The following is a 15,448-nucleotide window of genomic DNA, read 5'->3' as shown; positions in this document are numbered from 1 at the left end:
TATTTTTTTAAATTAATAATTAGTCACTAAATTCCTCTTACCAAATAAAACACCCATACTTAGCCATAATGTCCGATTCATTTCAAGCGACATTGAACTCAGCGATTGAAAAAAAGAAAATAGAAAAACCATAGAAAATAATAAAAGCACCATATCTGGCTCTTTATTATAAATATATTTTGTTGCTCGAATTACACAGGTTAGAATTACCAAAATAAGAGGTATCCCAAAAATCAGCCCAAACCTTTGTATTATTTCAATAAATATATTATGTGGATAAGGGGTGTAATGCCTCTGACCAACAAAAAGATATTGATCATAGTTATTGAAAAAATCGTTATACTTGTCTTCCCTCTCCTCACTTGATCGGTCAACAGAAGTACCCTGAACCGATCCAACCAAGTCGTCCATTCTATTCATAAACCCGTCAAATGATCGTTGCGCTCCGGGATTGATTTTTATAAAGGCAAAAACTAATAGTGCTCCTAAAAAAAGATAAAGAAGTGTACGCATTAACATTGGAATAGCCTTCTGCAATTTCAGTCCAGAAAAGGAGAAAAGAATGATAATAATGGCTAGATATATAATTGCACCACGAGACTGTGTTTGAATTATCACCAGCACTGACAATAACATTAATGCCAATGCTGTATAAGACATTAACTTGCTTCTTTTACCCAAAAATCTATGAATTATAAAAAGGATAATAAATATTAACGCATTCGTGTAAGCAATCCCGATAACATTGACACCATCATCTTCACCACCTACGGCACGACCCGACGTACCAACAGTTACGACTAAACTATTTTGAAAAATAAAAAAGAATATTGCACCAACAAATGTTAATATGAAGATTATAATTATAGTCTTTTTATTTGGAAACTTTATCAGAGATTCATTTTTCGCAATAAGCGCACCCGTTATTATTAGCAATACGTTTATAACACCAAAAATGATAATTGTCGGAGATGTGGTATACTGCTCCTGTAAAAATGCTTTAACAATAATCAGAAGAAAATATAAAGATGCAAAAATCGATATTTCTACCCACCCCTTATGCTTCTTTAAATGACCATTAATATTGTACGAGAAAATCATCAACAAACCAACTGCAAGAATAAGATATTTCAGGGCATTTCCTCCTACAAAATAACCATTTACAGACCATAATACCAGGAAAAAACCTAAATATAAAGTATTTGATATATTTATCTTTTTCTTCACTTTTTTAAATCAAAATAGTCCAAAATAATATTATCCTGCATTCCTTTGCCAGGTTGTGATTTATAGGCCCCTTTATACCAATTAGCAAATATAGAATCTTCGGCTTCCCACCATACAATACCACTTACCGACGAGTTTTTATAAGTAAAATTTCGTATTGTTTGAATATAATTCTTCATCTCGCTCTTGGAAACCAATTGATATGCATATCTTTTATTCGATGGATGGATCATACTCCAAACGAATGGAACTACAGGTTTATTCAATCTACTTCCATAAGATAATGCCTGACGGAGGTTCTTCTCCAAATAGGATATATTCGCATTTTTTCCGACCTGCTTATCGGGATAGAATAAATAGAGACTAGGCATAATAACATCACAGTTTTGCAAAATGCTATCGTATTTAGTTAAATCGGTCTCCTTTGATTGATCGTAATAATAGCGCTGTGGAAGAGCATAAATTCCAATTTTAAGATTCGGCCGCAATTTTCTAACTAACCGAATCATTGAGATAAACTTCTGCTCAGCATTTTTATACCTAGAATCAGTTTTTTTATATTTTGAAAGATCATAAAAAAGGCTGTTCTCCAAATCTAAACAAATAAGCTCGTTAGCGCTCTTATTTGGGAAAATACGTAAAATGTTTTTCTCTAGCAAATCGAGATCAACAGTCCCGACATTTTTCGGGTCAATAAAATGTTGTGTTATTAAACGATAATTCTGAAAATTCCCGCCTACTGCTATTAGATCATTTGATCCTTTGTTGTGAAGTGCTTTTGCGTAATATACAGTAAACCCCTTTTGCCCATAAACGATAGAGCTTATAAATAAGATCCATAGCAATAAAAACCATTTGCTTCTCATATCGGTATGTATTAATTTTTAAATAAGTCTATAAACAAATTTTGCCACCTTTGGCCAATTTCATCTATTGTAAAATCTATAGCTTTTAATAAGCATTTCTGACCAATTTCTATCCGTTTATTCTCTTCTTGAATAAGTTCGATAACCTTCGTAGCATAAGCGTCGACATCGAAAGGCTTTATTAAAAAACCATTCTTTCCAGAATCAATTATATCCGATGCAGAAGCATAACTATCAAATGCCAGAGGAATCGATCCAAAGGTCATAGCCTCAACCAAAACAATGCCAAACCCCTCATATGCAGATGTCATACAAAATATTGGTGAATCTTTATAAAATTCCACAGGGTTTTTAAAACCCTCAAATTCAACATTATTTAACCCTTTTTGTTGTACTATATTTTTTATAAAGACTAAATCTGGTCCATCACCAACAATTTTTAAAATCCAATCTGGAAAATGAGGTAAAATTTTGCTCCAAATCTCTATTAAAAGATCCACTCTCTTTTGTCTTATATCGATCCTGCCTACATGTAAAATTTGTTTCTTTTTATTGCCTAAATATTTTTTATTCTCATCACTTACAGCGAAAGAAGTAGGGTTACTAATTGCGACTACTTTATTTTCATTTACTTTTTTACCCAAGAAAAATTCCAGCTCTCCTTTAAAGCTATTTGATAAAAGCACTACTCTGTCAGAATTCTTATATAATGATTTATAATGGTCTTGATATTTTCTCTTGTAAAACCATAGAAGCGTATCCTTAACTATTTTAATTTTAGTCAACGGCAACAAAAAATGTAAACCTTTTTTCCTTGCGTCATTATAATATGTTATATCAAAATGTTTAATTGGCGATAAAAATGAATTATGTATACAGGATATCAACTTAACACCTGCCTCCTTTGCATAATAAGCTAATTGAGATAGCTGACTATGCATACCTGCCTGATTAATAACAACATCAATTTTATAGTTATCAATTATTCTCAGCAGAAAATCGATATTATCAATGTTAAGGCATTCATCCTGATTGGGTAAAAAAAATTGTCTTTCCTTATTAAAACTATTGGAATTTCTAATGAGAGATAGGTAGAAAACAGAAATTCCTCTATCAATAAAACAATTCGTCAGGACATCTGTAACACGCTGAATGCCCCCCTTTTCAGGATCGATAGCTGAACCATATAGAAACAATATATTCATATCAAATTATTAAAAAGGTAATAGCTTAATCTTTCTTAAAATATTGTATCCCCAATATCTAAACTTAAAGAAACCAACAGGGGAAAATTTAAGAAATGCAGCTTGTATTTTTTTTGCCGATTTATCAGTATGATTAAAACAATATAGTAACGCCTCCCTATTTACTCTGAGAAGCCTGTAATACGCTCTACGATCATCTTTTGAAAGAGTTTGTGCTTTAACAAAAAATGGTAAAAATGTCTCCCATCTTTTTTTCATAATAATCTTAACCTGATCATCAGAATAGTGGTTTGCTTTTACAAATTTGATATGACTATTTAAAATTTCTATAGCAGCCGAAAGTCTTTTCAGACTAATTGACTGCATGATAGATCCAGGGCGTTCTGCTATATAATTTAAGCCAATTACAGGTTTATATGTTACCTTTTCAGCATATGCAAAAACTCTAGGTAAAAATTCCATATCCTCATGAAGAAGCCCCTTATAAAATCTAAAATTATACTTATTCAGAAAGCTCCTTTTGTACAATATATTCCAAGCACCGTAAAATGTAACTTTTGACATAAAATCAAAACCACTATAAATTTTTCCTTCTTCTATTCCTTTATATACGGTCCTTCTATTGTGGGTATTATAAATAAAATCTGCATCAAATACGACAAGGTCTTGTTCAGATACTGTACTAACAATATCTTTTAAAGCAGTTGTTGAGACTGAATCGTCGCTATCTACAAACCAAACATACTCTCCTTTAGCAATTTCAAGCCCAGCATTACGCGCATCTGATAGTCCCCCATTTTCTTTGTGTAATACTTTGATACGCGCGTCTTTCACAGCGTACTCTTCACATATTTTACCACAACTATCTGGAGATCCGTCGTCGACTAATATAACTTCTAAAGAACTATATGTTTGTGACAGTATAGAGTCAATGCAGCCAGGTAAATACTCCTCTACATTATAAATCGGAACTACAACTGAAACTAGAACATGACTATTCATGTAACGATTCAATTAAAGGGTTATACATACTTTCAAGCACTTTACTATCATATGGATTGTAACTTTCCAAACTATTTAATTCTCCGAAGGCCTTTTGTGCTTCCTCTATATCTCTTACGAATCGAATATAATTTAGATCTTTAATCCAATCATATGTTCCCAAAACTTTTTGGTTATAATTACTAAATACAATGCATGGTGTTCCAGTTATAGCTGCCAAAACCATTCCATGAAGTCTATCTGTTATAACAATTTTTGCAGATCGAAATTGCGATAACTTAAATTCTAGCACCGCCTTTCGCTTTTCTAATGTTTTTACAGTACGTGAATCCTCGACATGCATATCAGAATTAATTACTTGTTCAAAGTATGAAACAAGAAGCTGATGTACCTGTTCTTTATCGGAATTCGACAAAATAGATTCTTGATCAGCTCTGATGACTTCAAGACCGTAGCTTCGCGGTTGATTCTTAAGTTGAGATTGTGATAAAACTATATCGGGTGTGAGAATAACCTTATTGGAAGGAAAATATTCTTTCATTAAATCAAATGAAACATTTTCCCTTGCTGTTAAAGTCAAATTGGGATGGCCTGCAAAAAGCTTCTGAATAGCCTGTAATTGTTTCTTTCCTGAAATATCATTGGAGTAATGAATTGTTTGTGGAAATACTACAATCTTATTATTTGGGAAATTCTGGATAACAAAAGTTCTCAATTTTTCCTCTCTCATATATTCATTACCAAAATTCCCTCCTCCATGTAAAAGTATAATATCGTTTTTATTGATCAAAGAACTATATTTTTCGATAAAATAAACCATCAAATCTTGATTCAGCTCATATACGGTATGGCCTGGAAAATTCGCATTTAAAAAATCTAATTGTGCTTCTGCAATTGCATGATCACCTATATTTGAATGCGTAGGTGTTTGAAATAAGAAGAAACGTTTATGCTTATTTTCAGACTTTATTAGACTAGCTATTTTGTCTGCTTTTCTCTTATCTAACATTTTAATGTAAGCAGACATGATTTTAATTAAACTTCTTTTAAGCATTTTTGCCAAATTTTGATTTGATAAATGAATAAATAAGATTTCTTTCAGATCTACCTATTCCCAGGATAAAAATTGAAAAAAATATAATAGTTTCGAAAATCAAGGTATATAGAAAGAAAGATGCCCATGTAGTTTCACGCATAACCCCTTCTTTAATAAGATAAAATACCCCTCCAAATAAGATAAATATTGGAATTATATTAGAGGCATAAACCAATATGTTTTTAAGACTTAGATGGATGATTTTTTTGATAAAGTAAAACCGATAGATGAATGCGATGAAACTCAGACCTAGTTTACCGATTAACACATAAACTGGACTATATCCCAATTTTAATAAGAGATATGACAGCGGTAAATTCAACAATAGAATAAACGATATGCTTAGTTGATAATTACGAATTTTCCCAGTAGCATGAGCTGACATCCACAACGGACCACATAATGCATCAAACAGAGATGACAATATTATAACTCTTGTAAATGGAATAACAAACTGAGGGATAACATCACCCAGCCATAAATGTAGTATAAATTCTGTATGAAGCAAAAATGGCGCTGCTAGTATGCTCATCAAATAAAATGAATATTTTGAAGTATTGATAACTAATCCTCTATGCTTCTCATAATCATTAAGTGCATACGTCTGGATGATTTGTGGATTGAAAGCAATTTGAAAATTAGATATAAAGTTATAAATAGCCGCATTTACCTGATTTGCTATTCCCATCGCCGCGTTTACAGTCACACCTATAAAAATATTTAACACCATACTAAGTCCTTGGTTTGCGCCAACTGTTGCAACTTGCCCAAACAAGTTCCACCCCGAAAATGATGTCATTTCAAGGGTGAGAACTTTATCATAATACTTTCTAAAGTGAGTTTCTGTCTTAAAATTTTTGATACAAAACACACGATAAATTACATTTCCCAACAGATTTACAAACATTAAAAGAACTCCATAAACAACCAGATAGTCGTAATTCGTAAAAAGAGAGAGCATGTAGACTATCAATAATTTCATGATGGTCTCAAAAATTCCGAAATATGCGTAGAAAGACATCTTTTCATACGCTAGTATAATCGCGCTATAAGGTATCCTCGTAATATCTATAATAGTAGTCAAAATTGACATTTGAAAAACCAAATTAGCCGCAAACATGCGATCGGACGGAATATTTAGTTTATAATTCAAAAACCATAAACCAAGAGTTTCTGCTAATATTAAAACCACTAAACTAATGCCTATGTGTATATTCATACTAGTGCAAAAAACATGATTAATACGATCTTTTATTCCTTTTGCAATCTCTATATTTAAGAACCGCTGAGTAGCTGAAGACATAGCACCATTCAAAAATGAAAACAATACAACTACCCCGCCTACCAAGTTATAAATACCGAAATCTTGCACACCCAGTGTTTTCAATATAATACGGGAGGTAAAAAGTGTTACCCCCATATTGAAAAACATTCGGAAATACAAAAAAAGTGTATTTTTAGCTATTGTTCTATTTGATGACACAGTATTATAATGTTATTAACCTACAAGGTGCTCCCATTGAGCATTAAATGATTCCTTTTTAACGACGTTAAGATCCGAATTTACCATATCTTTTACCAGTCCAGCTAAATCATACTCTGGTACCCAACCAAGCTTTGTTTTAGATTTTGTGGGATCACCGATAAGAAGGTCAACCTCTGTCGGACGATAGTATTTAGGATCTATGCATACAACCGTTTTACCTATCAATTCATTAATACGTTGTTCAGAATTGTCTCCCACTTTCTGAACAAAAATTTCTTTGTCCACATTCTCAACTATCGCCTGTTCATTCTCAGCTTCTCCCTCAAAACGAAGAGTAATACCAACTTCTGCGAAAGCAAGACGTACAAAGTCACGGACTGAAGTCGTTACTCCCGTAGCAATCACGTAATCTTCAGCAACTTCTTGTTGCAAAATGCGCCACATTGCCTCAACGTAATCTTTCGCATGCCCCCAGTCGCGTAAAGCATTAAGATTACCCAAAAATAATCGATCTTGTTTACCTAAAGCAATAGCGGCAGTAGCCATCGTAATCTTACGTGTTACAAAGGTTTCACCACGACGAGGTGATTCATGATTAAACAATACACCGTTACATGCATACATATTATACGCTTCCCTGTAATTTTTGGTGATCCAAAAACCATAGATTTTGGCAACCCCGTAAGGTGAGCGTGGATAGAAAGGAGAGTTTTCATCATAAAAACCTTTTTCATTTTTGTTTTCTTCCAAACCACCATAAAGCTCAGAAGTCGATGCCTGATAGATTCTTGTTTTCTTTTCCAATCCTAAAATCCTTACAGCTTCTAAGATGCGTAATGTACCAATTCCATCAACGTTAGCAACGTACTCAGGCGAATCAAACGATACCTTCACATGAGACATGGCACCTAAATTATAGATTTCATCAGGTTGGACCTCTTGGATAATACGAATAATATTGGTAGAATCTGTTAAATCTCCGTAATGCAACTTGAAATTAACATGTGCCTCATGCTGATCAATGTATAAGTGATCAATCCGCTGCGTATTAAAAGAAGACGATCTTCTCTTGATACCATGAACCATATAACCTTTTTCCAATAGTAATTCGGCCAAATAAGAACCATCTTGACCAGTGATACCAGTAATTAATGCTGTTTTCATATTATTAATAGTGAGTTTTGATTTATATATGTTAAATCAATAATGTTATAACTTTACTTCTTTATACTGTCCTTCGTTTGCTAAAAACCAAGCGTATGTGCGCTCAATTCCTTCCTTAAGCTCCACCTGATGTTTCCACCCAAGCTCATGCATTTTGGAAATATCCATCAATTTACGAGGCGTACCATCTGGCTTAGAGCTATCCCAGACAATCTCGCCGGTATGTCCTACGACTTTCTGAATCAACTCAGCAAGATCTTTTATAGTGAGGTCTTCCCCCGTTCCAACATTATACAAATGCTCGGGCAACTTATTTTCAAGGGCAAAAATTACCGAGGCAGCCATATCATCCACAAATAAAAACTCACGCATAGGCTTACCTGATCCCCACAAAGTGACGGGGTGATGATCATTAAGTTTTGCCTCATGAAATTTACGGATCATCGCCGGTAACACATGGGATGATTTTAAATCAAAATTATCATGTGTACCGTATAAATTGGTCGGCATCAAACTCACATAGTCTTTTCCAAATTGCTTGCGAATGGCTTGACAAGCTTTCACTCCGGTGATTTTTGCGATCGCATACCATTCATTGGTAGGCTCCAAGCTATCTGTTAAAAGGTAGTCTTCTTTTAACGGCTGCGGCGCAAACTTGGGATAGATACAGGAAGAGCCCAAGAAAATAAACTTGTCAACGTCACTTTTCAAAGCGGTATCAATCAAATTATTTTGGATCTGCATATTTTCCATTAAAAACTGATACGGAAAATCATTGTTGGCCAAAATACCCCCCACACGTGCAGCGGCATCAATAACAACTTCCGGCGACTCCTCCTCAAAAAATGCTTGGACGGCCACCTGGTCACGTAGATCCAGCTCAGCACTACTTTTTCCAATAAGGTTTGTATAGCCTTTTGATTCTAATATTCTCCAAATAGCTGCACCCACCATTCCACGGTGACCAGCAATGTAAATCTTTGTATTTTTTTCCATCAAAAATGTTTTTTCGGCTAATCCAATAATTTTGACTGATGCTTTTCAAGCATATTATAAATTTTCTTGACGTCTTGAGATTTTTCTTTTTGTATAATTAAAAATGCATCTTTGGTATGGACGAAAATGGCCCTTTTAAGACCTACAAATCCAGTAAAAATATCCGTTCCGATTACTATATTTCCTTGATCATCTTTCGGGTAACCACTATCGATAAGATAATCGTACAGCGATTCAAAAGATCCCAAATCGGACCAGTCGAAACTTGTCGGCACAACCCGAATTTTTTTCGATCGTTCCATTACGGCATAATCTACTGATATAGAAGGAATAGCTAATGACAAATCCTCATCTAAAAATCCTTCTTTAGATGCTTCCCACACAGCCAATGCACGCTCATAAACCACCGGCTCATATTTTTTCAATTCTTCCAGAAAAACAGAGGCTTGGAAACAAAACATCCCTGAATTCCAAAGAAAATTACCTTTTTCAATAAAATCTTCGGCAGTATCCTGATTTGGTTTCTCCCGGAAAGACTTTACCTCATCGCCGTCAAATTCAATATAGCCGTAGCCAGTCTCCGGGCGCGTAGGGCGTATACCAAAAGTTACAATAAAACCCTCCTTGGCCTTTTCTATACCATCTTCCATAGCCTTTCTGTAAGCTTCGTCTCCATCAATCATATGATCGGAAGGTGTTACAATAAGGATATCTTCCGGATCGACACTAAAGGCTGCAAAGGCAATTGCTGCCGCTGTATTACGCGGAGTAGCCTCCACAATATTTTTATAGGGCAGTCCACAGGACACCATCGCCTTATGGCTTAAGTGCGTATTATCTTTGTTTCCAACCACAATAACACGTTCAGCAACCTGTTGGTTGCGTTGCACGGTCATTTCAAATAGTGATTTGCCATCAAATAAGCCTAAGTATTGCTTTGGGCTATGCTTGCGGGAGAGTGGCCACAAACGGCTACCGATCCCCCCTGACAAAAGAACGTGTACGATGTTCATTAGGATAATCTTCTTTAATAGTTATTCAATAAATTATTCACCGATTGCATAATAGTCAAAACCCAAAGCGTCTAATTGTTTGCGATCTAACAATTTTCTACCGTCAAACACAAAAGCTGGCTTCTTCATCTGTTGCTTTATTTTGGCCCAATCATACGACTTGAACTCATCCCATTCGGTTAAAATAGCTGTGGCATGCGCGTCCAAAACGGCTTCATAAGGATCGTTAACAACAGTTAACAAGCGACGGTTATCTTCGGCTGAACGCGTGCCCAAATAATCAAGATCTTTATAAATCTGCTCAGCGGAAACTTTAGGATCATAAACCACTATATGGGCCTCTTCTTCCAACAAATGATCAGCAACATAAATTGCAGCAGATTCTCTGGTGTCATTGGTATCCTTCTTAAAAGCCCAGCCTAAAAAAGCGATCTTTTTCCCATTGACGGTGTTGTACATGGTCTTAATGATATGCTGTGCAAAACGTGCTTTCTGATGATCATTTAATGTAATGACCTGTTCCCAATAATCTGCCACTGCTGTTAAATTATAGGTACGTGCAATATAGACGAGATTTAAAATATCTTTTTGGAAGCAAGAACCACCAAAACCGACTGAGGCTTTTAGAAATTTAGGCCCTATACGGCTATCATGACCAATAGCACGGGATACTTCATCCACATTGGCTCCAGTAACCTCACACAATTCCGAAATGGCATTGATCGAGGAAACACGTTGCGCTAAAAATGCATTGGCAACGAGTTTTGAAAGTTCGGAAGACCATAGGTTGGTTGTCAAGATCCGTTCGCGTGGAACCCAAGTAGCATATATGTCCACCAAAGCTTGTATAGCTTCTGCGTCTTCGCCACCGATAAGAACACGATCCGGATTGTGCAGATCAGTAACTGCCGTACCTTCCGCTAAAAATTCCGGATTGGAAAGAATCTGAAAATTGACACCATTACCGGTATTGTCCAAAATACTTTTTAATGCGGCCGCAGTACGCACAGGCAAAGTCGACTTTTCGACAACTATTTTATCATTTTTCGCCACAGAAGCAATCTGACGTGCGCACAATTCGATATATTTTAAATCGGCAGCCTGCCCTTTTCCCTTACCGTAAGTTTTGGTCGGTGTATTGACAGAAATAAAGATCATGTCTGCTTCGTCGATGGCTTTGTTGACATCGGTCGAAAAGAAAAGATTACGTCCTCGTGCTTCTGCCACCACAGCATCAAGACCAGGCTCATAAACGGGAAGATTATCCAGATCGGCATCATTCCAGGCATCGATACGTGCCTGATTGAGATCAACTACTGTAACCTGCACATTCGGATTTTTCTGTGCAATTACCGACATGGTAGGCCCCCCTACATAACCTGCACCAATACAGGCTATTTTTTTAATTTCTTTCATTTTATTGCAGTTAATTCTTATTTTTTGATATCATTGTCTTTCGTCGATGCAGCAGGACTGTCCACTTTTTGATAGAGAACAATAATCCCTTGCACATTTTTAGGTACCTCTGTATACACGGTCACCTTCTTACCAAGTATTGTGCCAGCTTTGACAGCAGCTTGCATTAAATAGGTTAAATTGAGTTGTTCACCAACAACAAGTACCTCAATATGGCCGGAATCGATTCCTTTAGCATATTCTCCCAACAATGCAACTTCATATACATCACCAGCCCTTTCCAATATCTGATCGACGAAGGTTTCAATGCCTAGAAAACTATGGATAAGCCCCTGAAGTGATGAAAATAAAGAATGCTGAATATTGGCCTTGTAAAAAACTTTATGCTCACTTTCCTCGCGCAGTAAATATCCGGCTTCGGTCAACTGATTCAATTCCTTGCGAATCGAATTGGTAGATTCTTTGAATTCGTCCGCCAAACCCCGCAGGTAGCCACGGTTGCCTGCCGAGACAAAAAATTTGATCAATAACTTTAAACGTGTCTTGGATGTAATTAAGGTATCCAACATTGGAATAGCATTTAAGTTGAGTAACAAAAGTACTCATTTCAAATTTTCGTTCCAAATTAAATAATTATTAACTACCTGATAACTTAACAATATACACATAACTCCACGTGGAACATGACAAGAAAATAAAGAAACCCCGGCAAGCAGGGTTCCTTCGAGTTAAATAGGTATGTAATATGGAATAAAAAACACGTAAATTACTTATTTATAAAATCTCCCGGCTTTTCGGGATGATTATGATATACCCCCATCATGGGAAGAACAGTACTAATTACTCTCTTATTTCCATTTTGGTAGTTAATTACAGCTTGTATCCTGACTTTATAATTAGTCAGGTCGACTTCTTTGGCCTTATCTGATCCAATCCGAAAGCGTACAGACACTTCAAAAGAAGTATTTTCATTTTCTTTAAAAGGCAGAACCAATATCTGCTGCAGCTTTATTTCTACTTTGGAGTCTGTTGATCGGACGTCTTTCACCACAATATTATTGACATCCTCCCGAAATCGCTCGCCCCGAAATACCAGCGCCCCGTGGGTTGCTCGGAAACTGCCGCTATACTGTCCAGGATGGTCCTGAAAACGGTAGTAAACATACATTGAGACATCAGTAGGTTTTTTCTTTCTAGAAGAAAAAAACCGAAATAAAGCATACGCTATTGCAATAAACAGAAATATATATAAATACGTCATAATCAACTCATCATTCTATCTGAATGTCAATATCCTTGCGTTCGTAGATATTCCTCTAAATGCGTATAACAAAAGTAATAAGTAATTGTAGACGGAAACAGAGACCCTAGGGTCTTATTTACAATTAGGAAAATAAAAGCTTATTAGATTTAATGAAAATAATGCATTTTTGTTTGCCTTATGAAGCCAAATATTATTGTCACCATCTTAATGTTGCTCTGTATAGCAACCATCCGCTTCGGAGGAGACGCTATGATGGCCAATAATCAGGTTGCAATAAAGACTTGCTTCGCCAAAAATTCGCCTATACGAATTACAAAGGAATACACTGAGTATACCAATCCGATATATTACTATCATCGCCCTGACCTATTTGTTCCCCTCAGCCAAATTAAAAAAGATGTTGATCAAGAAAAAGGGATTTTCTGGCTCAAAAAGGAAATAAATCTATCAGACAGCTTATCAACAGGTAATTATGTCTTATCCTTCGACAATTTAACGTATGTCAATCTCACCGTAATCGATGCAAAAGGTGAAATTGTATATAAAAAGAAATCAGGCTTGTTCCGTAAACGCAAGGAACTGTATCCGCGAGATGGCCGTGATCATTTTGTTTTAAACCTGCAAGCTGAAAAACCTTATACCATATTACTCCGCGTCAAACATAGCAAAGGCTACACACCGCTGTATAATTTTCATTTGCAGACAGAACTGGATTATGTTAAAAAGAAACAGCGTAGCCGGATTGTCCACGCTTTTATGGAAGGTGCCATTATCGTACTATTGCTGTATATGGCATTGGCATGGATGGTGTCACGCTACCGACCCTATATCTGGATCTTTCTGTTCTTGCTATCTATTGGTATGTATAGCGTTGCACTCCAAAACTTCTTTGTCGATTTTATCTTTTATGATAGTCCCCAACTGGGTTGGAGCATGGTGTCGCTTTTTAGTAGATTTGCCGCCATTAGTTTCTATCTGCTGACCATAGATTTTCTTCAACTAAGGAAGCTACACACCCGTTATTATAAAGTAGCTTGTTATATTATTGCCGCCATCGGTCTAACGGCACTATTTACATTTGTCAATAATTTCTATTTTGTCAATTATAAACAAAGTAACTGGGTAAATATTACGCTCGGCATTATTCATATGCTCTATTTTTCCAACCTTTTTATTTCGCTCTGGAAAAAGATCGACCTGATGCAGCGCTTCTTAGCGTATGGAAGTGTATTTTTTGTCACTGGCATTACGGCAATGGTCTATTGTGCCCTCACTTTACAAGAGCAGGCCATACAATATGTATCTATGTTGACGCAGTTTTTTGCCCTGTGCATTACCATGTTGCTATTGATAGGGATACGCCTAAAATTGCGTAAAAATGAATTGGACTATCATCAATCGACCGAGTCAATTGTGCAGGAAAGGACAAACGAACTCAAAAAAGCAAATAATGCACTTTATGAACAGCAGATTCAGCTACTTCAAAAAAATCGCTATATCGAAACCTTGATTGATGAAGTTAACCATCGGGTCAAAAACAACCTGCAGCTTTTATATAGCCTAGGTAGCCTACACAAAACAGGAGAAAACCATGGCGTTCAATATAATCAGGCCATCCAATCGATGCAAGACCGGATCCATGCCATGATGCTGGTCAACCAGCTGCTGGTATATAATCAGAACAGCCAGCTGAAGTTAAAAACGTTGGTTATTGAAACGGTCAATTACCTCAGACAGATGCATGATCCAGAAAAAAAGGTCTGGGTCAACGTAGATATTGAACAAGACTGGTTGATATCCACAAACACGTCGATCCCATTAGCATTGATCATCACAGAGCTATTGACAAATAGTTATAAATATGCTTTTCCAAAAGGAAGCACGGGCTCCCCAGTCATCAGTCTCAGTATAATTAAGGAAAAATTTGCGACAACCATGCGTTTTGAAGATAATGGCGTGGGGGCAGCCGAAGCCATTTTATCAACGTCTTTTGGAATTGGCCTGGTTAAAGATCTGACTAGGCAGATCAAAGGGATCGTAGCGATCCAGCATGAGCGTGGATTTCAGTATATATTTGAATTTAACAACATGATATGAGCCTAAAAGTTTTAATTGTAGAAGATGAAATGATTATTGCCCGATTTATTGAATATCAGCTTCATTCCCTTTATACAGGATTGGAATTGCATATTGCGCTCACCATTGACGAGGCAGATCAATACATGGCGCAAAACTCACCAGATTTGGTACTCTGTGATATCCAGCTCAATGATCGATTGGATGGCATTGAGTTAATGGAGAAATATGCAGCAACCAAGCTTTTTAGTCTTATTTTTATTACTTCGTATCAGTCAAAAAGCAGCATTGACCGCGCAGCAGCACTAAATCCTGAAAATTACATTATTAAACCGTTGGGAGAAAATCGGCTCTATGCTGGCACGCACTTGGTTATCCAGCGCCTACAACAACAAAGGGATAAAAACCAAACGGTGGAAAAACTAAAAACCTTGACTCCGGCTGAGTTAAATATCCTTAAGCTGATAGCCCTCCGCCATACGACAAAATATATTGCGGATAGCCTGTTCCTCAGTCCCTATACCATTAAAAACACCAGGCACCGCATCTGCCGGAAGCTTGACCTCCAGGAAGAAAACAATGCGCTCTTATCCTGGGCTATCGAACATCAACATTTACTGAAATTCTAAGTAAAAAA

The 15,448-nt window shown here is 36.2% G+C and carries 14 protein-coding genes; 2 read left to right on the top strand and 12 right to left on the bottom strand.

Annotated features, from left to right (window positions below; translation table 11 throughout):
• Positions 1 to 12: 12 nt before the first annotated feature.
• The 12 genes from K2F45_RS00925 to K2F45_RS00870 all read right to left on the bottom strand — a co-directional run bounded on the left by K2F45_RS00925 (position 13) and on the right by K2F45_RS00870 (position 12,732).
• Complete coding sequence (locus K2F45_RS00925) at positions 13 to 1,227, bottom strand: hypothetical protein (RefSeq protein WP_248932831.1); 1,215 nt, start codon at positions 1,225 to 1,227, stop codon at positions 13 to 15.
• Positions 1,224 to 2,093: a hypothetical protein gene (locus tag K2F45_RS00920; RefSeq protein WP_248932830.1), complete on the bottom strand. Its 870-nt coding sequence runs from the start codon at positions 2,091 to 2,093 to the stop codon at positions 1,224 to 1,226. The genes K2F45_RS00925 and K2F45_RS00920 overlap by 4 nt, the downstream gene beginning before the upstream one ends.
• 11 nt (positions 2,094 to 2,104) lie before the next feature.
• Positions 2,105 to 3,298, bottom strand: a complete 1,194-nt coding sequence (locus tag K2F45_RS00915) for a glycosyltransferase (protein ID WP_248932829.1) — start codon at positions 3,296 to 3,298, stop codon at positions 2,105 to 2,107.
• Positions 3,299 to 3,307: 9 nt separating this feature from the next.
• A complete protein-coding gene (locus K2F45_RS00910; RefSeq protein WP_248932828.1) occupies positions 3,308 to 4,300 on the bottom strand; it encodes a glycosyltransferase family 2 protein in 993 nt (330 codons plus the stop codon).
• Positions 4,293 to 5,354 (bottom strand): polysaccharide pyruvyl transferase family protein, encoded by a 1,062-nt coding sequence (locus K2F45_RS00905; protein ID WP_248932827.1) that lies wholly within the window; start codon positions 5,352 to 5,354, stop codon positions 4,293 to 4,295. Before K2F45_RS00905 ends, K2F45_RS00910 begins: the two co-directional genes overlap by 8 nt.
• Positions 5,347 to 6,879 (bottom strand): MATE family efflux transporter, encoded by a 1,533-nt coding sequence (locus tag K2F45_RS00900; RefSeq protein WP_248932826.1) that lies wholly within the window; start codon positions 6,877 to 6,879, stop codon positions 5,347 to 5,349. The genes K2F45_RS00905 and K2F45_RS00900 overlap by 8 nt, the downstream gene beginning before the upstream one ends.
• Positions 6,880 to 6,894: 15 nt before the next feature.
• Positions 6,895 to 8,046, bottom strand: coding sequence for a GDP-mannose 4,6-dehydratase (gene gmd, locus K2F45_RS00895; RefSeq protein ID WP_182983058.1), 1,152 nt, complete (start codon positions 8,044 to 8,046; stop codon positions 6,895 to 6,897).
• A 45-nt stretch (positions 8,047 to 8,091) separates the two neighbouring features.
• Positions 8,092 to 9,042: a GDP-L-fucose synthase family protein gene (locus K2F45_RS00890; protein WP_248932825.1), complete on the bottom strand. Its 951-nt coding sequence runs from the start codon at positions 9,040 to 9,042 to the stop codon at positions 8,092 to 8,094.
• Positions 9,043 to 9,059: 17 nt separating this feature from the next.
• Positions 9,060 to 10,055 (bottom strand): mannose-1-phosphate guanylyltransferase, encoded by a 996-nt coding sequence (locus K2F45_RS00885; protein WP_248932824.1) that lies wholly within the window; start codon positions 10,053 to 10,055, stop codon positions 9,060 to 9,062.
• A 33-nt stretch (positions 10,056 to 10,088) separates the two neighbouring features.
• Positions 10,089 to 11,471 carry a nucleotide sugar dehydrogenase gene (locus K2F45_RS00880; protein ID WP_248932823.1) on the bottom strand — a complete coding sequence of 461 codons (1,383 nt, stop codon included), beginning with the start codon at positions 11,469 to 11,471 and terminating at the stop codon, positions 10,089 to 10,091.
• A 17-nt stretch (positions 11,472 to 11,488) separates the two neighbouring features.
• Complete coding sequence (locus K2F45_RS00875; protein WP_248932822.1) at positions 11,489 to 12,040, bottom strand: ArsR family transcriptional regulator; 552 nt, start codon at positions 12,038 to 12,040, stop codon at positions 11,489 to 11,491.
• Between the two features lie 197 nt (positions 12,041 to 12,237).
• The gene (locus K2F45_RS00870) at positions 12,238 to 12,732 is read right to left on the bottom strand and encodes a hypothetical protein (protein WP_248932821.1); all 495 of its coding nucleotides are present in this window, start codon (positions 12,730 to 12,732) and stop codon (positions 12,238 to 12,240) included.
• Between the two features lie 180 nt (positions 12,733 to 12,912).
• On the opposite strand from K2F45_RS00870, the gene K2F45_RS00865 reads away from it, so the two are divergent.
• Together K2F45_RS00865 and K2F45_RS00860 are read left to right on the top strand one after the other, a co-directional pair.
• Positions 12,913 to 14,832, top strand: coding sequence for a 7TM diverse intracellular signaling domain-containing protein (locus K2F45_RS00865; protein ID WP_248932820.1), 1,920 nt, complete (start codon positions 12,913 to 12,915; stop codon positions 14,830 to 14,832).
• Entirely contained in the window at positions 14,829 to 15,440 is a 612-nt protein-coding gene (locus tag K2F45_RS00860) for a response regulator transcription factor (RefSeq protein WP_248932819.1), read from the top strand. The genes K2F45_RS00865 and K2F45_RS00860 overlap by 4 nt, the downstream gene beginning before the upstream one ends.
• Positions 15,441 to 15,448 lie beyond the last annotated feature (8 nt).

Source organism: Sphingobacterium siyangense, from assembly GCF_023277505.1.
Lineage (GTDB): Bacteria > Bacteroidota > Bacteroidia > Sphingobacteriales > Sphingobacteriaceae > Sphingobacterium > Sphingobacterium siyangense.
Note: the sequence above shows the minus strand (reverse complement) of the source record. Positions and strands in the feature narration are given on the sequence as shown.